At 40.6% G+C, this 23,905-nt stretch carries 21 protein-coding genes and 1 CRISPR repeat array; of the genes, 20 read left to right on the top strand and 1 reads right to left on the bottom strand.

Features of this window, described 5'->3' with window-relative positions:
- Window positions 1–24 precede the first annotated feature (24 nt).
- From EDD70_RS02665 to EDD70_RS02640, 6 genes are all read left to right on the top strand, one after another.
- The gene (locus EDD70_RS02665) at window positions 25–381 is read left to right on the top strand and encodes a thioredoxin family protein (RefSeq protein ID WP_205408593.1); all 357 of its coding nucleotides are present in this window, start codon (window positions 25–27) and stop codon (window positions 379–381) included.
- A 103-nt stretch (window positions 382–484) separates the two neighbouring features.
- Window positions 485–889 carry an arsenate reductase ArsC gene (locus EDD70_RS02660; protein ID WP_092753271.1) on the top strand — a complete coding sequence of 135 codons (405 nt, stop codon included), beginning with the start codon at window positions 485–487 and terminating at the stop codon, window positions 887–889.
- Window positions 890–2,010: 1,121 nt separating this feature from the next.
- Window positions 2,011–3,825, top strand: a complete 1,815-nt coding sequence (locus tag EDD70_RS02655; protein ID WP_092753275.1) for a flavocytochrome c — start codon at window positions 2,011–2,013, stop codon at window positions 3,823–3,825.
- A 279-nt stretch (window positions 3,826–4,104) separates the two neighbouring features.
- Window positions 4,105–6,435, top strand: coding sequence for a xanthine dehydrogenase family protein molybdopterin-binding subunit (locus EDD70_RS02650; RefSeq protein WP_092753277.1), 2,331 nt, complete (start codon window positions 4,105–4,107; stop codon window positions 6,433–6,435).
- Complete coding sequence (locus EDD70_RS02645) at window positions 6,432–7,259, top strand: FAD binding domain-containing protein (RefSeq protein WP_092753279.1); 828 nt, start codon at window positions 6,432–6,434, stop codon at window positions 7,257–7,259. The genes EDD70_RS02650 and EDD70_RS02645 overlap by 4 nt, the downstream gene beginning before the upstream one ends.
- Before the next feature lies 1 nt (window position 7,260).
- On the top strand, window positions 7,261–7,746 hold the full coding sequence (locus EDD70_RS02640) for a (2Fe-2S)-binding protein (RefSeq protein ID WP_092753281.1): 486 nt from the start codon (window positions 7,261–7,263) through the stop codon (window positions 7,744–7,746).
- Window positions 7,747–7,830: 84 nt separating this feature from the next.
- Here EDD70_RS02640 and EDD70_RS02635 read toward each other — a convergent pair whose 3' ends face one another.
- Complete coding sequence (locus EDD70_RS02635; protein WP_092753283.1) at window positions 7,831–8,088, bottom strand: GlsB/YeaQ/YmgE family stress response membrane protein; 258 nt, start codon at window positions 8,086–8,088, stop codon at window positions 7,831–7,833.
- Between the two features lie 601 nt (window positions 8,089–8,689).
- Window positions 8,690–9,445: a CRISPR direct-repeat array (repeat unit 32 nt; unit sequence GTCGCACCCTACGCAGGTGCGTGGATTGAAAT).
- Window positions 9,446–9,622: 177 nt separating this feature from the next.
- Between EDD70_RS02635 and EDD70_RS02630 the strand changes: the two genes are divergently transcribed.
- From EDD70_RS02630 to EDD70_RS02565, 14 genes are all read left to right on the top strand, one after another.
- Window positions 9,623–9,802 (top strand): hypothetical protein, encoded by a 180-nt coding sequence (locus EDD70_RS02630; RefSeq protein WP_092753285.1) that lies wholly within the window; start codon window positions 9,623–9,625, stop codon window positions 9,800–9,802.
- Between the two features lie 53 nt (window positions 9,803–9,855).
- Complete coding sequence (locus EDD70_RS02625; RefSeq protein WP_092753287.1) at window positions 9,856–10,722, top strand: tyrosine-type recombinase/integrase; 867 nt, start codon at window positions 9,856–9,858, stop codon at window positions 10,720–10,722.
- 77 nt (window positions 10,723–10,799) lie between these two features.
- Window positions 10,800–11,573 carry a ParA family protein gene (locus tag EDD70_RS02620; protein WP_092753289.1) on the top strand — a complete coding sequence of 258 codons (774 nt, stop codon included), beginning with the start codon at window positions 10,800–10,802 and terminating at the stop codon, window positions 11,571–11,573.
- Entirely contained in the window at window positions 11,566–12,486 is a 921-nt protein-coding gene (locus EDD70_RS02615; RefSeq protein WP_092753291.1) for a ParB/RepB/Spo0J family partition protein, read from the top strand. The genes EDD70_RS02620 and EDD70_RS02615 overlap by 8 nt, the downstream gene beginning before the upstream one ends.
- Before the next feature lie 14 nt (window positions 12,487–12,500).
- Window positions 12,501–12,713, top strand: a complete 213-nt coding sequence (locus EDD70_RS02610) for a transposon-transfer assisting family protein (protein WP_092753293.1) — start codon at window positions 12,501–12,503, stop codon at window positions 12,711–12,713.
- 34 nt (window positions 12,714–12,747) lie between these two features.
- Window positions 12,748–13,854: an ArdC family protein gene (locus EDD70_RS02605; protein ID WP_092753295.1), complete on the top strand. Its 1,107-nt coding sequence runs from the start codon at window positions 12,748–12,750 to the stop codon at window positions 13,852–13,854.
- A gap of 41 nt (window positions 13,855–13,895) precedes the next feature.
- Window positions 13,896–14,345, top strand: coding sequence for a prepilin peptidase (locus EDD70_RS15335; RefSeq protein WP_162840843.1), 450 nt, complete (start codon window positions 13,896–13,898; stop codon window positions 14,343–14,345).
- Window positions 14,346–14,347: 2 nt separating this feature from the next.
- Window positions 14,348–14,707, top strand: coding sequence for a division/cell wall cluster transcriptional repressor MraZ (locus tag EDD70_RS02595; RefSeq protein WP_092753300.1), 360 nt, complete (start codon window positions 14,348–14,350; stop codon window positions 14,705–14,707).
- Window positions 14,708–15,108: 401 nt separating this feature from the next.
- On the top strand, window positions 15,109–15,669 hold the full coding sequence (locus tag EDD70_RS02590) for a DUF6550 family protein (protein ID WP_092753302.1): 561 nt from the start codon (window positions 15,109–15,111) through the stop codon (window positions 15,667–15,669).
- A 52-nt stretch (window positions 15,670–15,721) separates the two neighbouring features.
- Window positions 15,722–16,393 carry a hypothetical protein gene (locus tag EDD70_RS02585; RefSeq protein ID WP_092753304.1) on the top strand — a complete coding sequence of 224 codons (672 nt, stop codon included), beginning with the start codon at window positions 15,722–15,724 and terminating at the stop codon, window positions 16,391–16,393.
- An 83-nt stretch (window positions 16,394–16,476) separates the two neighbouring features.
- Entirely contained in the window at window positions 16,477–18,390 is a 1,914-nt protein-coding gene (locus tag EDD70_RS02580) for a DUF8193 domain-containing protein (RefSeq protein WP_092753306.1), read from the top strand.
- An 80-nt stretch (window positions 18,391–18,470) separates the two neighbouring features.
- Window positions 18,471–18,944, top strand: coding sequence for a hypothetical protein (locus EDD70_RS02575; RefSeq protein WP_092753308.1), 474 nt, complete (start codon window positions 18,471–18,473; stop codon window positions 18,942–18,944).
- Window positions 18,945–18,962: 18 nt separating this feature from the next.
- Window positions 18,963–19,223, top strand: a complete 261-nt coding sequence (locus EDD70_RS02570) for a hypothetical protein (RefSeq protein WP_123811000.1) — start codon at window positions 18,963–18,965, stop codon at window positions 19,221–19,223.
- Window positions 19,135–23,856 carry a hypothetical protein gene (locus tag EDD70_RS02565; protein ID WP_092753310.1) on the top strand — a complete coding sequence of 1,574 codons (4,722 nt, stop codon included), beginning with the start codon at window positions 19,135–19,137 and terminating at the stop codon, window positions 23,854–23,856. The genes EDD70_RS02570 and EDD70_RS02565 overlap by 89 nt, the downstream gene beginning before the upstream one ends.
- The last annotated feature ends 49 nt before the right edge of the window (window positions 23,857–23,905 follow it).

Below are 23,905 nucleotides of genomic sequence, written 5' to 3'. Positions count from 1 at the left end.
TATTTTTGATAGGAGGATTTATTTATGGGATTATTGGGGATTGGAAAGAAAAAAGAAGAAGTAAAAGACGAATGTTGCTGCGGCGGCAACTGCAATGCTAAAGCAACAGCACACACAGAAATTGCAAATAAAGTGGGAGCATCTGTAAAGGTATTGGGCAGTGGTTGTGCAAAGTGCAACCAATTGGAAGCTGCTGCAAAAGCAGCTTTAGAGCAGCTTGGTATGAACACCGTCATCGACCATGTTACCGATTTTACGCAAATTGCTGCGTATGGAGTAATGACCACTCCCGCTTTGGTTGTGGATGGCAAGGTTGTATCTTTTGGTAAGGTGTTAAAAACAGAAGAAGTTGTAAAGATTCTTCAAAAAGTAAGAGGCTAAAGTATATAGCAGCGTGTAGTTAAGAGTAACTTGAATGCAGTCCAATAGAATATCAAAGAAAAAGAGATAAACTATCGCAACTGTAGTTCAAACAGGAGGTTTTATGGTTAAAGTAGCGTTTATTTGTGTTCATAATTCCTGCCGTAGCCAAATTGCCGAAGCATTGGGCAAATACTTTGCCGGAGATGTACTGGAATGTTATTCCGCAGGTACAGAAAAGCAACCTCAAATCAACCAAGATGCTGTACGCTTGATAAAACAGCTTTATGGTATTGACATGGAACGAACTCAATTCTCTAAGCTTATTTCAGAAATTCCGCCTGTAGATATTGTGATAACTATGGGGTGCAACGTCACCTGCCCTTTTCTGCCATGTAAATATCGCGAAGATTGGGGTTTGGATGATCCAACCGGTAAGGATGACCATGAATTTAAAAAAGTTATTTCAACCATAGAAAATAAAATCCTTGAATTAAGCTGCAAAGCAAAAGATATTGTCAATGCTTAAGGTAAATTAAAAAATGAAATGAGCCCCTGCAGTAATTTAAACTGCGGGGGCTTTGTTCATGCAAAAAAGCAGTCTATCGGTGTTTTACTGAATGTGAACATATAAGAATTTATTGATTCCCGCTTTGATGCCCAAGTATGTACACTTTCTAATCATTACTTTTTACTTAGTTTTATTAATACGCTAGAAAGGCAAAGAATGAATATTATGTTTTTTACAATCCATAACCACCTGACAAACGACTTAAATGCAGGAATAAGATTACAAAAGATGTTGTAGCCAAACATGCTGATTTCAGCAATGCAAATTATACAATAGATGTAGTAAGTAATAATGCACCATTTGGTTTGTTGGGGGTTGTTATATTGCGCAGTATAAAACAATAACAGCCTATCTCGTACTGATTGCTCCTTATATATCTTTGTTCTGCGTGTTTTACTCATACCATAAAAAGCAAAATGATAAACAAATTGCCTCAGCAACGCAGCTTTTATTATTGCACCCGCAGCAAGGAGTAAAAGCCCTATAATCCTACCTATATAATTCATTCTAAATCCTTTTATTCATATATATTTTTTTTACGTGTTATTAATCAAATCATAAAACTTATGAAAAAAGCAGTGCTGCTTTTTTTATTTGTGAAGCCTAATCTAAGTGTTAACACCTAACCGAAATTTCTGAAAATAATCAAACATTCCACTAAACTGTAACTTGGTTCAAGAGGCAAATGGCACGCTAATTCGGTACATTATTTTAAACGCATGTAAACTGCAATGTAAATCTAGAGGGACACAGGTACTTAAAAATGGGCAAAAACAGTTTTCGGCAGAGTTTTTATTGGTATAATTTTCATCCATCTATACCATACTATACAACAAAGGAGGACATAATAAAGCACTTAAAATTGGGCAGAAATTATTGAATTTTAACGGAATAAATAAAGAAGAATGTATGCAAATGAATTTACGAATCGCTTAAAATTTACCCTAATTAGCATAAAAAATTTTGGCTCAATAGAACAGTTGCCATTGACAAAATAATGTCATACTCATATAATAATAACTGGCTTAGGGTAAATTAGCCAATAAAGCAACAGTAAAATTATGCAAAGGAGCAAAAAAATGAAACGATTAACGTCAATCTTATTATCATTGCTTATTGTCGGTTCTAGCGTATTGGGCGGATGCAAAAACAAAAATACGTCGGAAGGCAAAACTCCGGAGAGCAGTGCCGCAACAAGTTCGGTGGCAGCACCTACGGATAAAGAAGCAGATATTGTTGTAATCGGCGGCGGCGGTGCAGGCATGACAGCTGCACTTCAAGCAAGCCAAAACGGTGCAAAAAATGTTGTTATCGTAGAAAAAATGCCTCAAACCGGCGGTAACACTGTTTACGCAACCGGTGGTTTGAACGCTTCTGAAACATCTGTACAAAAGAAGCTGAACGTAAAAGACAGCAACCAATCGTTTATAGACGAAACCATTGCAGGCGGCAAAAAGCTGAATAATCCTGAATTGGTAAAAACTATGGTAGAAGGCTCGGCAGCAGCTGTGGATTGGATTAACCAAATCGGCGGAGACCTTTCCGAACTGGGTCGTTCCGGCGGCATGAGCGTCGACAGACTTCACCGCCCCAAAGGTGGCGCAGCAGTTGGCCCCATGATTGTAAAAACCTTAAACGAAAACATTGAAAAAGAGAACATTCCTGTATTGCTGAACACTACAGCAAAAGAGATTGTTCTGAATGATAAAAACGCAATTGCAGGTGTAAAAGTTGCAGACGCAAGCGGCGAGTATACCATTAAATGCAAAGCCGTTGTATTGGCTGCAGGCGGTTTTGGTGCAAACTCTGATATGGTAGTGAAATACGCACCAAACCTGAAAGGCTTTGGAACAACCAACCACAAAGGTGCAACCGGTGACGGCATCATTCTTGCCGAAAAAGCAAATGCAGCTTTGGTTGATATGGAGAAAATCCAAACTCACCCCACTGTAGAACCCAGTACTTCTGTTATGTACACAGAGGGTGTTCGCGGCGACGGCGGTATTTTGGTAAATAAAGAAGGCAAACGCTTTATAAACGAGCTGGAAACCCGCGACGTTGTTTCTGCAGCTATTTTGGAGCAGCCTGAAGCAATCTCTTTCCTTATTTTTGACCAAGCTGTAAGAGAAAAACTCTCTGCAATTGAAAAATACATTAATCTTAAAATTATTGAAGAAGCAGAAACCCCTGAAGAGCTTGCAAAGAAAATAGGCGTTGACCCTGCCGCATTTGCTGAAACCATGAAAGCTTACTCTCAAGCTGCTGCATCCGGTGTAGATAAGGATTTTGGCAGAAAAGAAATGAAATCTAAATTGGATAAGCCCAAATATTATGCAGGCAAATGTGCACCTGCAATCCACCACACCATGGGCGGTGTTAAAATCAATACCGTTTGTGAAGTTCTAAAAGCGGACAACGCCGCTATCCCCGGCTTTTTTGCAGCTGGTGAAGTAACAGGCGGAGTACACGGCGGTAACCGTATCGGCGGTAACGCAATGGCTGATATTATTGTATTCGGCAGAATTGCTGCTAATTCTGCATGCAAATATGTTGAAGCCAACGGTGGTTATACCGAGCCTTCAATTGTATTAGAAGAAGCAGAAACCCCTGCTGTTCCTGAAGTAAAGGGCAATTTTAAAGATGGCGAGTATACCGGCAAAGGCAAAGGCAACAACGGTGATATTGAAGTAAAAGTTACTGTTAAAGATAGCAGCATTGTATCCATTCAAGTGACTAAACACAGCGAAACCCCCGGCATCTACGAGAATGCAGAAAAAAATGTTATCAATTCTATTATTAAAAAGCAAGCATTAAAAGTTGATACCGTTGCCGGTGCAACAAACTCCAGCAAAGGTATTATGGAAGCTGTAAACAATGCTTTAAACCAGAAATAATGATGTTGCTGTATTAATCAGCACTCATACCAAACAGGTCAGAGATAGTGTTCAAAATCGCTATCTCTGGCCTGTTTTTTATCTTTAATTCATTGCATTTAGCGCACCGTGCAATAGCTTTTTGTCTAGCATGGGCAGAAAGCTACTTAATTAAGCCGCATTGGGAAAAACGGAAAGAGCCGCCCGCTCAGCACAGTTGTAAAAAGATGTTTGATTTTTGATAACGCGGAAACTTTTGCATAGAATAGATACATGATAATACCTCAAAGGAGGATTGTTGTGAACACACAATTGGGTCAAGATATTATACGTAAAGAAGCCTGGAATAAGGTAACCGGAGTTGCTGAATACACAAACGACCTACTTGAGCCTGATGCGTACCATGCAAAACTTTTAACCAGCCGTTATGCCCATGCCAGAATCATGGCTATCGATACATCAAAAGCAAGCAGTATGGCAGGAGTAAAAGCCGTTGTTACCGGAAACGACTTTGATATTTTATGCGGTGACCTGCTTAGAGATCGACCCATACTTGCTAAAGATAAGGTACGATATTTTGGCGAACCCATAGCAATTGTGGTAGCCGATACCGAACAGCATGCAAAAGCCGCTGTGAATTGTATTCGGGTAGAATATGAGAAGTTACCGGTAATCAATACAATAAATGATGCTATAAAGCCAAACACCACGTTAATTCATGAAAACCTTATGTCTTACAAAAAAATGATAGAAGAAGTATACCCGATAGAGAATTCAAATATCTGCAGCGTTCATAAAATTCGTAAAGGAGACATGCAAAAAGGTTGGAATGAAAGCGAAGTTACGGTTGAGGGTACCCTTACACTTCCTCAATCGGACCATGCAGCAATGGAGACTCGAGCTGCCAGCTGTATCATTAAACCGGACGGTAAGGTTGTAATTAAATGCTCATCGCAGTCCCCTTTTATGGTAAAAGAGCTGATTAGCGAATATTTTAAGTTGCCGCAAGGGAATATCGTGGTGCATGTTCCGCTTGTAGGCGGCGGTTTTGGAGGAAAAGCGGCAGTCGCTCTTGAAGTTTTAGCATTTGTTGCAGCAAAAGCTGTTGAAGGTAAATGTGTTAAGCTAAATAACGAACGGGAGGAGGATATGGTCAGCTTCCCCTGTCATATGGGGGTACAAACAAAAATCAAGTTAGGTGCAAAAAAAGACGGAAAAATTACTGCAGCTGAAATGACCTATTATATTGACTGCGGAGGGTACGCCGAGACAGCACCCAAAATGACAAAGGCGATTGCGGTAGATTGTGCCGGCCCGTACAATTTTGAAAACATTTTCTGCGATTGCTACACCGTTTATTCAAACCACCCCTATACTACTTCTTACCGAGGTTTCGGGCATGTATCGCAAGCTTTTTGCTTGGAGCGTATGATGGACAAGCTTGCTGCCGCTCTCAACATAGACCCATTACAGCTACGCATCCTAAACGGTATAAAAGAAAACGACCTTACACCAACTCAAACTAAGGTTACTTTAAGTAATACCGGTGATTTTACTCAATGTTTAAACAAACTCAAAGTCCTCATCCACTGGGACGAGAGTGCCAAAATTAACCTGAGCAACAACCTTGTTCGCGCAAAGGGAATCGGCTGCTTTAGTAAAACTTCGAATACCCCTACGGATGCTGCAGCCTGCGCGTTTATCAGTTTTAATATGGATGGAAGCATAAATTTAGACTGCGGAGCAGTGGAATGCGGACCGGGTATGAGAACCACTATGGCGCAAATCCTCGCTGAAAAAATGAAAATGAGCGTTGATAGAATTAACATTAAAATGGAGATTGACACGCAAACCACCCCAAGATATTGGAAAACGGTTGCCAGCATGACCACCCACATGGTGGGCAGAGCCATTATAGAGGCAGCAAACGATGTGACTCGTCAACTGCTAAAACTCGGTTCATTGGCTCTGCACTACTCCCCCGATGATTTGGAAATCGCCAACGAAAGGGTTTATCTGCGAAGTGACCCTACCATTTACGCTGCATTTAAAGATTTAGTGCATGGCTATCGCTTTCCGAACGGTAATTCTATCATTGGCCCGGTTATTGGCAGGGGCAGTTATGTTATGAATCGCCTCACCCCGTTGGATGCGGAGACCGGAAAAGGTAACTCGGGTATGGCTTGGACGGTAGGCGCTCAAGCTGTAGAAATAGAGTACGATACCCAACAACATACCTACCGTATTCTAAAAGCCGCTACTGTTATTGACGCAGGGAAGGTTTTAAACCCGAAAACGGCAAAAGGAATTTTAATGGGCGGAATGTGCATGGGATTGGGACTGGGAACCTGTGAACACTTTATTTACGATGATAAAGGGATTGTACAAGACACCAGTTTTCGCACCTATAAGTTACTGAGATATGGAGAGACTCCGGATTATTTAATTGATTTTGTAGAAACGCCTCATATCGAAGCGCCATTCGGAGCCAGAGGAATCGCCGAACATGGTATCATAGGTATTCCGCCGGCTTTGGCAAACGCCTTGTCGCTAGCGTCAGGTGTAGATATTACCGAGTTACCAATCACCCCGGAATATTTGTGGAAGAAAAAAACAGGTGCGTTGCAATGATATCTTTTGATTTTGAATATTATAAACCTGAAACTTTAGAAGAAGCTGTTTTATGTTACCACCAGCTTGTCTCTTGCAGCAAGCAACCGCTCTATTATGGAGGAGGTACCGAAATAATCAGCATGGCAAGAGCCGAAAGCCTGCAGTTTGATGCCGTTATTGACCTGAAAGGGATACCAGAATGCAATTATATGGGCTTTGACAACGGCAATCTTGTTTTGGGCAGTACCGTAACATTAACACAGATTGCAGAAGCAGGGTATTATCCCCTATTATGTAAAACCGTTGATAGAATTGCCGACCATACCATCCAAGGCAAAATTACGCTGGGAGGTAATTTAGCAGGTACCATCAAATACCGTGAAGCTGCCTTGCCGCTTATGATATCCAAATGCTGGGCAAAAGTTATGACGCAAAACGGTTTACAAAAACTGTTGTTCTCACAAGTTTTTGACGGCTATCTAAGGTTAAATAAAGGGAATTTTTTGGTACAGATTTCGCTAAATGAAAATGATTGTTTGCTGCCCTATGTCCATGTAAAAAAGACTAAGATGGATAAAATCGATTACCCGCTTATTACCATGGCAGGAACAAAAAACTCATTAAAAATCAATGCTGCGGTCAGTGGATTTGCCGACTGCCCATTTATTCTGCCGTCCGATTTGTTAAGCAACACCATGTTGACTGAAGAAGAACGAATTACACAGATTACCGAGCTGGTTAAAAACTCTGCTATCAGCGATTATTTGGGAAGTAAAGACTACCGCCTGTTTGTATTACAAAATATTTTACAGCAAATGTATGATAATTTTAGGGGAATATAGTATGATATCTTATACAGGAAAAAGCATTATCGAATTAAATGTAAACGGACAAACCGCATCCGTAATGATTCAACCATCTGATACTTTACTCTACGTTTTAAGAGAAAAACTGTATCTAACCGGAGCAAAGCCCGGGTGTGAAAATGGAGATTGCGGAACATGTACGGTTCTTGTCGATGGTTGGCCGATAAAATCTTGCCTGATGCTGGCGGTAGAGGCTGTCGGGCACGAAATCTTAACCGTGGAGGGGCTTAAATATGCTCCTGTTCAACGGGCATTTGTTGAACAGTGGGGTTTTCAGTGTGGATATTGCACTTCAGGGTTTTTAATGGTCTGCCACTCGTTAAGCCAAATCCATCCTGATGCAAATGATTTTGTGATAGAACAGTGGCTGCAGTCTAACCTTTGTCGATGTACAGGTTACGCTGAAATTAAAGATGCGGTAAAATCTATTTTGGAGGGAAATATTAAAGAGAATAAGCCATAGTATTAAATACTATGGCTTGCTTTTTCTATAGATTTAGTTTCTCTATGATCTCATAAATAAAATCAGACTAAGTTATCCTCAATTTTAAGTTTTTATTCGCCTTATTGCATTTACAATTAACAACAGTACGACAGCACCACCTGTTGCTACAAGCAGACTCCAGATATTAAAACCTGTTATGCCGTATCCTCCTATCAAGTTCATTACAAGGCCGCCAATAAAACCGCCAACAATACCTACTAAAATATTCATTCCGGCGCCCATTTTTTTGTCGTTGCCAGTAATAAGGCTTGCAATCCATCCGGCAAGTGCACCAAAAGCTACCCACGCAATTATACCCATTTTTTCACCTCCTTGTATTTATTATTTGATATTATGTGTAAAGTATTACAATAAATAAAGAGATGTCTTGGGATATACGTTGATTACTTTAAAATCGACTTTATACTTTCACTGTTTTCATTCGCGCGTCACTTATTTTTATTTATGTAGGTGCTTAAAATCTTTTACAATACATTTCAATGATTGAGTACTCGATGTCCGCCCCTCAGCCTCACTCAAAGTAGGTGGACAAGGTATGCGTTATACCGAATGTTGGGGTACAAAGTATATTTGTTTTTTTGCAGATAACAACCGTTGGTTTGATGCGGAAAGGATAGACAACGCAAAAATGCATCGCCTATCCTTTTGTAGAAATATGTGGAATTTTATTGTATAATAAAACTAGAACACATTAATGTAAAAACACAAAGGCGTACTGATTGTTTAAGCAAGCAAAAACAAGTGCGAACTAGAAGCAAACAGCTTTCTTCCGGAACGTTCGCACCCCAAAATAAGGAAGATTTATGCTTAATCAACATTATAGCTTTTGCTGCTTGCAGTTCCAAAGGCTAAATATAGTAAAACATTACAAAAATTCAATTGATTTTTGTTCGTTTTTGCTGTCGCACCCTACGCAGGTGCGTGGATTGAAATATCGAACGGTGGCGTAGGTGGTTTAGGTCAAGTTGGTCGCACCCTACGCAGGTGCGTGGATTGAAATGCTGTAACGTTAACATAAGTCCTAGTCAACTATGTCGCACCCTACGCAGGTGCGTGGATTGAAATATTTCATTTGTAAATGTCAATAGCTATAATTTAAGTCGCACCCTACGCAGGTGCGTGGATTGAAATACAAGCAATAGCTCTATGATTGCCATCTGGTATGGTCGCACCCTACGCAGGTGCGTGGATTGAAATTGCAAACCATATTGCTGTACGATGTGGCACCGTAGTCGCACCCTACGCAGGTGCGTGGATTGAAATTATTTTTTAATTACATATAACCAACACAAAAATAGGTCGCACCCTACGCAGGTGCGTGGATTGAAATCTGTGGATTCTTATCTAAAAAAGGCTGCTTTTGGTCGCACCCTTCACGGGTGCGTGGATTGAAATGATTGAAAATATACACGCAGGTCGTCGCCGTTTGTCGCACCCTACACGGGTGCCTGGATTGAAACTTCATAATATCACCTCAATAGGTATCATATCAAGGTCGCACCCTACACGGGTGCGTGGATTGAAACAGATGATGACATAAGCATCAACCCAAGTATTATCGTCGCACCCTACACGGGTGCGTGGATTGAAACAAATGGTAAATATTATCTATACCATACATACTAGTCGCACCCTACACGGGTGCGTGGATTGAAATATTGCTTGGGATAGCCACGACATCGTGGAACCGTTGGTCGCACCCTACGCGGGTGCGTGGGCAGAGTCAAAAAACCTCGAACACGCAAATTACGTGTTCGAGGGTCAAAGATGGTTGAGATATTAAAATTATACAATTACAATTATTTCAACATCATTTTAATGGAGGCTCTACGCAATGACAGAATACAACATAGCAGAATTAGTAAAAGAAAACTATGAATTAAAAGCTAGAATGAATGAGTTAAATGAAGTTATAGTTAAGTTGAATTTACAACTATATAATTCATCAAATGAGACTTATATTCCTGCAATTAATCAACGAACACTTTTTTGTGACTTTTATAAAAGTGGTTAACAGAGTATCATAAAAATTTTGTACAACCAACATCCTATCAAGAATATGAGCGTTTGATGAATAAACATATTTATCCATATTTTAAAAAAGAAAATGTTTATTTAGATGAACTCAAAGCAGATGATATACAAAGATACTATTATCGAAAGTCACTTGAAGGTATTACAAGTAATTCTTTGTTAAGACATCATTCCAACTTATACACATGCCTTAAATATGCCACCAAAAAGCACCTTATCCAACAAAATCCTATGATGGACGTTGTTAGACCGAAAGCTGTAAAATTCGTACCAAACTTTTACAGCCCTACTGAGCTAATCAATCTGCTTGAAGTATCCAAAGATAGCAAAATTTATGTTTGCATAATTTTAGCTGCGTTACTTGGCTTGAGGAGAAGCGAAATTATTGGGCTAAAGTGGCAAAATGTAAATTTTACGGACAAAACTATAATGATTAAATTAAAAGCTTACCGTCTTAGAAAAGATGATAACGATACAATTTCTCCAAAATTAAAAACTTCTTCAAGTTATCGTATCCTTTGCTTGCCAGACGTTCTTATCAAATATTTGACAAATCTGAGGGATTTGCAGCTAACAAAACTTAAATCTCCTGACTATAATCAGGAATATAAAGATTTTATATGTGTTGATGAATGTGGTAATCGATTAAATCTTGACCAAGTAACAAATACATTTATAAGATTGATAAAGCAAAAAAATTTAAGAAAAATAAGATTTCATGATTTGCGCCACTCTTGTGCTACCATGCTAATGATACTCGGCTACAGCATAAAACAAATACAATTGTGGTTGGGACACAGCGATATATCAACAACTGGTAATATATATTTACATATCTCTACCAAGGACAAAAGTGACATGGCAAAACGGATAAACGATGTTATACAAATTTATCTCTAAAAGATTGAAGGCTCTGTATCTTATGATACAGAGCTTTTTATATTCAAGTTCAGTAAAAACGATAGGAGGAAAACAAAATGAGTAAACCAATTATTATCTCAGTTGCAAATGAAAAGGGCGGTGTTGGAAAAACAACCACTGCATTGAATGTAGGCGCAGGGTTAAACAAACTCGGCAAAAAAGTGTTATTGATTGACCTTGACCAACAGGGTAACCTTTCAGACTATCTCGGGTTCGATTTTAGCAATCGCCCGACCATTAGTGAACTTATCTATGCAATGGTAGCACGTCAACCACTTAACCCTGACTCTTTTGTACTTACCAATGCAGAGGGTATTGATTATATACCATCTTCAAAAATGTTGGCAACAACAACCAGTATTTTAAGTAATGACCGTGACAGTAACACTGTCTTGCAACGAATTTTGAATGAGCCATTTTTTGAAAAATATGATTACATTCTTATTGATTGCCGTCCGTCTTTAGACTTACTGGTAGTAAATGCAATGGTAGCGAGCGATAAACTAATCATACCCGTGCAAGCAGAGAAGTTTGCCGTTGATGGTGTTGGCTCCTTGCTTGATACCTACGAACGTATTCGTCACAACCAAAACCCTGCACTTACCATTAGCGGCATCTTAATTACAATGTCGGATGCTCGTACCAATATGGCAAAAGATGTGGATGCAGTCTTGCGAGATACATTTGGAAATAAAGTCTTTCAGACGGTTATACCGCGGTTGTCTGAGGCATCAAAATCAACATCGGAACAAAAGAGCCTTGTAGAAACGAAGAACAGCAAACTCGGTAAGTTGTACATTAAGGTTGTGGAGGAGATTTTACATGGCTAATCTAAGAACACGGCTTTCATCAGTACCAACACCTGAGCAATCATATGATGCTCTGTTTGGAAATGTATCTTCCAGCATGCAAATAGCTACACTAAGAATTTCAGACTTGGAAGCACATCCATTGCAAAAAACTATTTTCAGCCGTTATTCTTTAGAAAAATTAGAAGAATTAACGCAAAACATTAAACTAAATGGTGTTCTCTCCCCTATCATTGTGCGACCAATGCCATCGGATGAACAACATCCGTACAAATATTATCAAATACTTGCTGGACATCGACGTGTACAAGGTTCTGACAAAGCAGGATTAGAAACTATTCCTGCAATAATTAGAGATGTCGACGATGACACTGCAAATTTAATATTTACTGACACGAACTTAAACCAACGAGAACAGCTGTTACCTAGTGAAAAGGCACTTGCCTATAAATTACAAACGGATTCATTAAAAAACCTTGGGACCAATGGTCCCAGTGTTTCAATAATTGCAGAACAAAATGGTACAACAAGAAAAGAAATTTATAGATATATCCGCCTGACCGAACTAATTCCAACGCTCTTGCAACTGGTGGATGATAGCATTCTCCCTTTTCGTGTCGGTGTAAACCTTTCGTATCTTACGACCGATGAGCAAGAAATTATAGATGCATATCTTTCTGAAAACAAAGTAAAGATTTCAGTTGAGCAATCAGAGAACATCAAGAAATATTCAAAGGAGATTGCACCAATCACATATGCTGTTTTGAATAATATGTTTAAGCCTGCAAAGACAGTAAAAACGACTGAACGTAAACTCAAATTCAGCAAGCCTGCTTTAAATAAGGTGTGGTCATATATACCTGATACATTAGATGACAGCGAGGTTCAGAATTACATTTTAAAAGCTCTCATCTATTATCATAATAATCAGTAGAAAGGAGGTTTTTTATGTTTACTATTGATGAATTAAGCGTGATTAATATGTATGCTAAATCACCGCTTAACAAAAACCAATTGCTTTCCTCTTTAAAAGAGGTTCAACCGTTCATTGAAGATGCAGATATGCAAAATTTAGTTTCTACGCTGATTGGCAAAATTGAAAGAACTTCTCAAAATGAACTTCAAGAATTAAACCTTACAACAATATTTGATGAATTCTAATTCAAATCAGAGCTAAAAGGAAGGAGTACTAAATTTGGAAAATACCAATGATAAGAAAAATCCTCTTAAAGAAATTACTGACCGCTTAGAACAAGGGATTAAAGAGCTTTTTGAGAGCGAACGCTATAGAAATTATTTAAACGTAATGTCAAAATTCCACGAGTATAGTATTAACAACATGGTGCTGATAGCTATGCAAAATCCTCAAGCAACACTTGTTGCAGGGTTTAATGCATGGAAGAAAAACTTCGACAGGTTTGTCAAACGTGGTGAAAAAAGCATTAAAATTATTGCCCCTGCACCATATAAGATTAAAAAGAATGAAGAAGCTATTAACCCTGAAACACAAAAGCCTATAATCGGTAAGGATGGAAAACCAGTAACAGAAACTATAGAGATAACCATACCAGCTTTCAAAGTTGTATCTGTTTTTGATATTTCGCAGACCGAGGGCAAGCCTTTACCTGAATTAGAAATAAAAGAATTAACTGGTGACGTGAATAATTACGCCACCTTTTTTAATGCCTTAAAGGAAGTGTCACCCTTTCCTATCGACTTTGAAAATATTACTGACGGTGCAAAAGGTTATTGTAACTATATAGAAAACCGTATTGCAATAACAGAAGATTTGAGTGAAGCTCAAACTATAAAAACTGCTATACATGAAATTACTCATGCGAAGTTACATAATTACTACGGAGAGAAAGAAAAAAATGTTCCAATCGAACAGCGAAAAAATCGCAACACTAAGGAAGTGGAGGCTGAAAGTGTTGCTTACACTGTCTGCCAACATTACGGAATAGATACATCGGATTATTCTTTTACTTATATTGCAAGCTGGAGTACAGGGCGCAACTTGGATGAATTGAAAAATTCATTAGAAACTATCCGTACCACCGCCGCTGGGCTAATTACTGATATTGATATGAAGTGTAAAGAGATTACACAGCAAAACGCAAGGTCTACCAAAGATGAGTTAGAACAGCTCTCAAAGTTTGCTATTCAGAAGAAAGACGAAATTAAAGAAAAAGAAATTTGTTCCTCAGTCCACGCAACCACCGAAAAACAACCTTATGCAAACCAACAATCGAGCGATACACAAAAAAAGCCAACCATACTTTATGAACCAATAGGGTATTAAAAATAATAGAATCGGGAGGGTTTTATCTGATATACATAGCGGTGCTGCTAATATACGTAGCGGCCACTGTTACCGATATACGCAGCCGTACCATACCAAACGTCCTGCCGCTCTTGCTCATCGTGGCAGGCACTTTACACTGTCTAATCAATGGATATGCTATAATTCAACCCGTAATAAACTGCATATTAACCCTGTCACTTTTTATGGCAATATCCTTTGTTGGAGATTATATATTAAAAAAGAAACAGAAAGGGGGTGAACACTGCTGCTTCGGCGGTGGTGATATTAAACTCATATCCGCAACTGCATTTGTTGCAGGAATAAATGCCACACTGATAATTGTACTTATTTCTCAGCTGGCGGTACTTGCATATACATTGTTCCAAAAGATTAGAGGCAAGCAAACAGTATCGTCTGTTCCACTTGCCCCTTTTCTTTTATTCGGGTTAATTGCCCTATTCACATTAATATATTTTAAAGGAGGATAGCAATGGAAGACCATTTGCTAGCAACGGAAAGAAATCTAGATATGTTGGGGCGTTTGGTGTTGCCCCCGCTGTACCGGAAGACACTAGGTTTTGAAAAAGATGCTGTTAATAACAAAAGAAATTACATATATATGGAACTTAATATCGAGTCAAAGGAAATTAAACTTACGAATGCAAACAGGAAACCTCCAATAGACTCAGTTCAATCCATTAAACGATGTTTTGACAATTGGGGAAGATTAATGCTGCCACCGAATTTTAAGGAAAAACTGGGTATACATCAAGTTAAAAATGCTACCCTACGACTTGAACTTAACACAATAACAAAGGAAGTTTTTATTACTAATCCTCATCGAATTTGACAACGGTTTATTTGACGGAGTTTGTAAAAATATGCTAAAATGAGTTAGCAAGAGATAAACCGTAAAAGCAGAGTGTGGTTGCCGACGCCCTCCGAAAGGAGGTGGTCGCCACTTGGTTACTTATGAAGCGTTAATGTTCGCTGTAGCACTGGCTGCGCTAGTCGCTCAGATTATCATAAACTGCTCCAATAAAAAGTAACAGCCACTCTGCATTGCACGCAGAGTGGCTGTTCGGAGCAATCCCTATAAACACTTACGCGGCAACCGCACTTTAAGCGGTACGGTTACCTCTTGCTTTTATTATAATCTATGACAAGTGGGTTGTCAAACAGCTTTACTTTTATAACCATCCATAATATAATGATATTAGGGAATAATATCCTATAAAGGAGATGTAGACCATGACCAATAAAACAAAAATCATTATATCCTCTGTGGCTGCACTCGCTGTTATCCTTGTCGCGGTTGGAGTAAGCATTGCTTGGGATAGCCACGACATCGTGGAACCGCTGCAAATAGAAAGCTCATCGGCTGTAGAAGAAAAACCAGTTGAAAGTTCTGCATCAGAAGATGCAGCTGAAAAATATGATATACCGCCTATCCTGCCTCTGCCATCGAAAGAGGAGAAAGAGACTCAAGAACCTCAGAAGAATGAGCAGGTTGTTACGAAAAACCCCGATGGGACAAAAACCACTGAAATAGTGAGACCTGAGTTTGAAAAGCCTGAACCACCTGAACCACCAAAGGTGGATGAGGACAAAGCGACCGACCCCGAAAAGCCACCCGAATACACACCTGAACAAAAAAAGCCAAATGAAAAGCCCGATGAGCCAACGGGCGGTGAAAAAAAGGACGGTCAAATATACGTGCCCGGCTTTGGATGGATAGAAGACGAGGGCGGCGGTTCTACTACCACTATTGCTGAAAATATGAACCCCAACGGTAATATTATAGGATATTAGCTTCAAGTATTTGCAAAATTGAGAGAATTTCAACAGCATGGAGGACATAAGATTGAAACAACTATTCCGTATCGTGTTTATTTTAATATTACTACTAAGTCTTTCTGGATGTTATAAAGCTGATTTTAATGTCGAGGTTTTAGAAAACGGAAACACTAAAGTAGAGTGTATTGTACTTGTCAAAGATAGTGACCGACAATATTTAGATAGTAATGATATCCCGCTAAATGATTTACAAAAAAGCATGGGCAAAGACTGTGGAGTAGAGGATATAACAAAAAATATAGACGGCTATTGGTACTCTGGGAGAAAATTCAGCCAGTCATATGTTTCACCCAACGATATGTTCTCTGTTGAAAACCCTAATCCGGTATTTGGTGGTTTTGAAGTAAAGGCTCAGAGAAAATTCGGAAAGAAATTATTTACAACAAGTGCTACAATCCTTCCCACCTTTACAAAAGATAGTAAATTGGCACACGGAGAGGCACAACTAAACATAAAGGTGCCTGGAGAAATTATTAAAACGAATGCAGAAATAATATCCGATTCTACTGTTCAACTTAATTTGCGGGACATTTATATGGAAAAAGAAATATCCATATTGAGTGAACAGGCAACAAATGATGCCACGATTCTTAAATGGGTATTGTTGTTAATAATTACAGTCATCGCTGTAATCTTCTTATTTCTTCGTTACCATAAAAAACACAATTCGGAAAAGTAATATTTATTTAAAAACAATAAAAAACAACAAGGTAAAGGCAACTAGCCATTATCTTGTTGTTTTTCTTTTAGGAGAAGAATGACATGAAAAATTTTATTGCATTACTGCTTTGTCTTACTCTCTTGTTTACATATGCACTGACTACCTATGCCGAAGGTGACCCGAACATGGATGGAGGCGGCGGCGGGACAGAGGACGGCACAAAAACAAACTCTTGGAACATTGGAGACGATGGTGTTCGAGTCACAATTGTACGAGAAGACAATAAAAGCGCGGTAACAACACCATTGGACTTTAGCAACAAAAATCCCATTGATATAAACATGTATTTTGGATTAAGAAGTAAGCTTGATTATAAATCAAAATCCCTAAAACCTATTACATCAAACCATGAAGCAATAAAGCCCGCTACCCCCATACCAGCTGTAGTAAATGCCAACGGTGGAGGTAACATAGTTGCAGTCAAAACTTACTTTTCAGACGAAGGCAACTTGCGGGGAATGTGTGAGCAAATCGGGTTTGACTTCGATGAACTCATCAGCGGTGAATATGTATTGATGATTGAACCCCTTGTTTACATAACATACAATGGCATCAAGTTTTGTATGACGGCTACCGAAGCTGCCTTGTATGACCGCATGACAAGCGGAGATTTAAAAAGCAAACTCGGCAATATCACGCACCAAAACCTGCCCCTTGCAATGTTCCTTGAAAAACCTGACTTAGGCTTCCCCGCTTGGGGCGGAGCATCCAGCGGAATCCGCAGTAATGAGGATATCATTTCATCACTCGGTATCGGTACGGTTCGATTCAGTGAGGGGGCTTGCTGTAACCATGCTGCTGATTGTCCTTGCATAGCCGACCACGACCACCCAAATGAGTGTGAGTGTAAAAAGAACCATCCTGACCAACCTTGCGGCCCCGATACACCGAACTGTGATTGTGTACCAGCAGATGACCCTGACACACCATCAGGTGGTGTGAAGTATTATGATTATCACACCGATACGGATGTCATCACTACCATTGAGGTAAAAGACACCAAAGGCGGAAAAAGCGGAATCAGTCCCGACGAAAAAGCGAAAGTAACTTTTCACGTTAACGGGAACACCTATACAAAATCATTTGTCACACCGCCCCATGAAAGCACCCTGTTGTGGATTAAATGGCATACCCCCTCTACTCCTCAAAAGGTCACTATCAACGTAAGTACCACGCACGGGCAGGTAACTACACCCACGGTCATTGCCAATGTCACGGAACTAACTGAAAGCACCCCGCCTGACCCTCAGCCCACCGATGAGCGCAACGGGTTTACGGTATCAGCTGTACCATCCCGTAAGGATGTCGACCGCTTGACTTGGGGCGAATGGCTGCCAAAGTGGCACGAGAATTGGGAATGGGAATCGGACTGGCATTGGGTGTCCAAAGGTCATAGCGATTCCTGTAAACCCGATTGTACTAAAAGCCACGGAGGCAAGTGGGTTGACCGTGGAAAATATGTGGACAACGGTTGGTGGGTTTACACTTGGAAAGAGTACTATGCATCCATTACCGCAGAAACAACCGTAACACCAGCTCGCGAAGTTCCTACCGCTTATAAACGTTCAGGCAAGTACACGATGAAAAGCGGGTACGGTGTAAACATCAAAGTATCATCTTCAGTTGTAACTAACGCTAAGAACGATGATGTTACAGGTGCACAAAATGCGATTACTACGTTTCCTGAATTTCAATACACGACTTACAACCGTGTGATGGAAAAGTATCACGGCACTATGCGGGCAGAATTCCAACTGAAAACGAATAAGTATTCTTACCGCGGTGCAAACAGCCATTACACACCGCTGTGGTATCCAGATGGCGCACAGTATGCGCCGCAAACTGAAATTATAGATACATGGACACCCGCGGGACAGCTTATCGCCTATGGTGACGATTACGTTAACATTGAGGGCGATTGCTACGATGACTGGAATGTAAGACCAGTCAAATAAAAGGAAGGAAGGTTAAATAAAAGGAATCCTTATGACGGTTATTTTAGAATTTAGAAAGCAGAAAGATGAGGAGGGTAAAAATGAAAGCAGAGACTATAGATATGATTAAACTTGTTTTTTGGTTTAACTATTGGCTATTAAAACTCGCTATTATCGGTTCAATTGCATTTGTTTTACCAATGCTGCCATTCTGTATGTTTGGCAGTGATTATATTCATTTTATGGTGCAATCAAATAACTATTTCCATTTAATTAATATCCAATTTGTAATAACTACTATTGTAATAATGCAATATTATTTACTTAGAATAGGACAAAAAGTCTTAGTTAATGAGCCAAATAGTTCACTAGGCTTAATTGTTTCCTATATCGTAAAAAGCATAATTCTTATTGGGTCGTGGTTTGTTTGTAAATCAATAGCAATTTACTGTGGTTTTACAGATAAACAGACTGCATCCACATTAATCCCTGTTTGTATAATTACAGTAACAATATTTACAATGTTATCAGGTTTCTATTTTGCAATTAAAAAAAGCAGTTTGAAACCCAACTAATCAGATTGGAGGTAAGCCGTGGCATTTAAAATTATTAGAGTGAATAACAAGTTTAAAGAAACGCGCCTGTACCGTCTGCTTGAACCAGAGGAGCTGCCCCATTACATAGGGAGTAGCTTTTGGATTGAAGTAGACGAACAAGGCGCGTTTTGGATGTACATTATGACATTGAAAGAGGAGGGACGACAATATGAAAATATCCAGCCATCGGATAATGGCGCTGGTGTTGGCAATTGCTCTGCTGTTCTCCGCGACATCATCGGTAACACTTGCCAATGACAGCGCATTTGACAGTGGTGGCATAGACAGCGGATATGCAGACAGTGGCGAAACCGACAAAAGTTACGATGAAGTAGATGGTTTAGATTTTGCTGCTAGACCCGCTGTAAAAGCAGATGACGGGGTGGACTTAACCGAAAGTGGTACAGGTGGTGCAGCAACACTACCCTGCATATGGGTATCCGAGTATGACGATGCAACGCACTTTAAGCGTTGTATTAACCATACGGGCACAGGTGCATGGAACGGTGTGCAGCATTACAACGGTAAAACAGAGATTAAAAACCACACATTGCAAACAGTGGGCAACCCGCCGACATGCGATGAATACGCCACATTGGGATATGAGTACTGCACAGATGGATGCGGATACAAACGAAAATTTACCCATCTGCCGCATCAACACCCCGAACCGCCCAACTGGATAGATTGGAACGGGCTGAAACACATCGACTACCGTTGTAACGCATGCGGAGGAAAGGGCAACAACGCAAGAGAGGGCGAACACACCTATCATGGGGTGCGTTTCAAAGATTTGCCGAATATCCATAGTTATGGTGTACTGGTGTGCGATACCTGCCACTTATCAATTGATGTAAGAAATCACCGATGCTATTCGAGTATCTGTAACTTATGCGGTGCCGTTTTGGGGCCCAGCATAAGTTACGATACGGATACCATTGACCTGATAAACAATGCAACGGATTATGTGTACTTTACGGTGCAGATGAACGGTCACTATCATCGCATCAAAAGCATTTTAGCCCGTAACCTTAATTCGGATGCACAGTTTGTTGTTGGCTCGCCGATAGAAATCAGCCGAAACGGCGATATTGTAAAATACAAAGTACCAGTGAGTATGGCTGACCGAAGCCAAACCATTACACCTACGTTAAGTCTTTGGGTTCGTATCAATTTAAATTTCAGCGACTTGGGATTTGAGACAAAGGGCGAGTTGAGTAAAAACATTTCCGTGCTGGGTGGCAGACCTTACCCTGTCGGCAATGCTGCTATCCATAAAACCTCAGTCGAGGGAGAGTGGACAACAGGACTGATAATCCAATCTGTTTTTAAAGCACCACACGCAACAGCGGTGGAATTCGCTTTGTTCGATAATCAAGGCAAACAAATAACCGATTGGAAATCAGGAGTACCGACTGGAAATCAGTTTGAATTCACAGGTTTGTTTACGCCCATATTGAACGTAAATGGTAGAACACAGTTTTACATTCGATGCCGCGATTCTTTAGGGGGGACTGGTGAGCAATCTCTCCACCTTGAAAAGACAGATACTGCCTCCCCTGCCTTTGTGCATACAAGTCAAGATTTAACAAGCACTTGGGCGAGAAGAAAAACCGCTACCTTTATTGCGGAGGATGGCGGAATCGGACAGGTACAGATTGCCTTTAACACCGAAGTCGATTACCTGCCTGCACAGCAGAACGGCATCCGATTTGCAAGAACATATCATTTTGTGGGTGACGTATACAGCAAACAGATACGTCCCGTATACGCGAAAGACGGGCTGCGCAATGCTCTATCTCAGTTGGTTGAGATAGACAAGCTGGACAACACGGCACCTACGATAACAGCTGTAAGCCAGTCAATCAACGAAAGTCATACCCAAATAACTCTAACCGTTACGGCGCATGATAGACATCCCTCGTTGGGCGAGGGTTCAGGGCTATCCAAGTATGCAATTTCGGATAGCCGAACAGTCCCTACATCAGGATGGCAGGACAGTAACCAGTTCACGGTCAACACCAATGGTACATATTATTTGTGGACACAGGACGTTGTCAGCAATATATCCGTACCCTACGCTGAACAGGTAAACAGCCTTGACCATACGCCCCCTACTCCGCCGACAATTACCAAAACTCCAACCTCAGAGTGGCACAAAGACAATGTTACGGTCACCATAAGCGGTGGTACGGATGCAGAAAGCGGTGTGAAAGGTTATCAGTATCAAATCAACGGTGATAAATGGATAGATTACGTTGCGCCTTTTTCTGTGTCCGACAGCGCAAATATTTATGCCCGCACCATTGATAATGTAGGACTTCCGTCCGAGCCTGCTTTTTCGGGCGTACACATTGACCGCATTAAACCAACAGGTGTAATCACCTACAGCAAAGAGTGGACGAAAGACAGCGTGGAACTTACCTTTACCGCCACAGATTTAGGCGGTGCGGGTGTACAGCACGTTCGCCCCGCAGGTGGCAGCTGGACAGACGGAGACACGGTCAAGCACTCTGTAACAACTAATGGTTCACATAGCTTCGAAGTGGAGGACAATGCAGGAAACCCCGAAACAGTCAGCACCGAAATCAGTAACATTGACAATGTACCTCCTGTTATAGAGGAAATAAACTTTGTCAAAGAAAATGATGACCTTATCAGCAGCATACTTCACTTTTTTAATAAACAGGTAAGCATACACATTACCGCAAGTGATGATGCATCTGGTGTAGACAAGATTCAATATCAACTTATTGAAAAAGGTAATGCAATCAAAGAAGATGGATGGCTGATTTACAATCCCGATGAGTTACCGAAAGTGTCCCGCCGTTTCAGCGGTACGGTTGCAGCACGTTGTTCGGACGTTGCAACCAACATATCATTGGTGAAAGAAGAACCCGTTACAGTTGAAGATACACCGCCTACAGCAACGCACACCCTGAGCACAACCGACTGGACAGACGGTAAAGTCACCATCAAGTTAAAGGCACAAGATGACCTATCGGGTGTAGCAAATATCACTTTGCCCGATGGGACAGTTGTGGATAGGGATACCGCAGAGTTTACTGTTAGCGAAAACGGTACGTACCGTTTTATTGTTGTTGATAAGTGCGGAAACATCTTAAATTATTATGTGGAGGTCACCAACATCGACCTCACCCCCTGCACTGCAACCCACACGCTTAACCCGATTGGATATACCAACGAGCGTGTAGAAATTACTGTTACAGCTGAAGATACAGAAAGCGGTGTAAAATCTATCACCCTGCCCGATGGCACAGTCATAGATGGGGATACCGCATCCTACATAGTGGCTGCTAACAGCACATACACGTTTCAGCTTATCAACAATGCGGGTACAACTACCGACTATGATGTTGTGGTGGATAAGATTGACAAAGTGCAACCGACCATAACCAAGTTTGAGTTGCGGGAGACGGAAGAAAGTTCTGTCAAACAGTTCTTCCGTAGCATTCTGCCTAACATGTTTACCAAGCAGGTTGAAATGATTGTTGAGGCAGAAGACGATTACTCAGGTGTCAACAAGATTGAATATCAAGTTGTACAGAAAGGTGCTCAGTTACTCGACAGCGGTTGGACGCTATATCGAGGTGGAGAAAAACCATCACGATTAAAAAAAGACATGGATGCAACGGTACATGTTAGAACAATCGACAATGCCACTAACATATCCGCGGTTGTATCCAAAGACGCTATTATAGACGGCACTGCACCGACCGCAACATATACGTTAAGTACAACCGACTGGGTAAAAGATGGCTTAGACATCACTGTTAAGGCAAAGGATAACATTGTCGGTGTTGCCTCCATCACCCTGCCCGATGGCACAGTGGTAGATGGTGATACCGCTACCTACCACGTATCTCGCAACGGTACTTACACCTTTGTACTTACCGATAAATTAGGTACAAGTACAAAGTACATAGTAACGGTTAGCAACATCGAAGAAAAAATGCCGACTGCACCCACCGTTGATGGAGACTTAAAACAAGAGTGGTCACGTACTCCTACAAAGCTAATTTTTAAATCAAGTGCAGAATCAGGTATCAAAGAATACCAATATCAAATCATTAAAAAGGATGCTGCTAACGGTAACTGGCTTATCAGCAGCAACGGTGAAGTTGTCGCTGATAAAGAGGGCATTTTTGATGTTATCGTGCGTTCGGTGAGTGTTGCAGGAAATGTATCAACAGTAACCAAAAACACTGTAAAGAACGACTTCACCCCGCCTACCGTTACTTACAACACCACACGTAATTCCATCGAACTCAAAGCGGAGGATAATCTATCAGGTGTTGCAAAAATTGTATGTGAACACGGTGAGGTTTTGGGCAATGAAATCTCGTGTCCGATGAAACGAACCGAAGACCATGTCTATACGGTTACGGATAACGCAGGCAATCCTACGGTAGTTACCGTGGAATTTAAGCGGAAAAGCAACCCATCAAAACCCGACTATGAGCCTGTAGAATCCGAACCCCAAAATGATACAAAGAAACCACCACGCAAACCAAAGCCATCCACGAGCGTACCCGAACAGCAAAGCAGCATTGAAGAAGATTCTAAGACTGAGGATACAATCAATTTGCCTGAACCCGAAGAAAAACCACGTGCGGCAAACTCATCCAAACCGCAAACGGGGGAAAACAGTGAAACGAACGTTTGGACGAAAGTGGTGCGTATATTAAGTTCATTCGTGCGTAACACCGCTGAAATAGCAAGCAACATATGGGCATGGCTAATGAGCCTACCTATAATATGGCGTGTTGTTTTATTCAGCTTGTGGTGGCTGTTGTTATTACTTATTGCATATCTTATATACCAAAAGGTAAATAAGGATAAAGAAAAGAAAGCTGACAAACAGGAATAACCGTTTTGTCGGCTGTTTTTATCTTCAGCTGAAAAATAATACAAAGGAG

It is taken from the genome of Hydrogenoanaerobacterium saccharovorans, assembly GCF_003814745.1.
Taxonomy (GTDB): domain Bacteria; phylum Bacillota; class Clostridia; order Oscillospirales; family Ruminococcaceae; genus Hydrogenoanaerobacterium; species Hydrogenoanaerobacterium saccharovorans.
The sequence above is the reverse complement of the archived record's forward strand: the minus strand, read 5'-3'. Positions and strand labels throughout refer to the sequence as shown.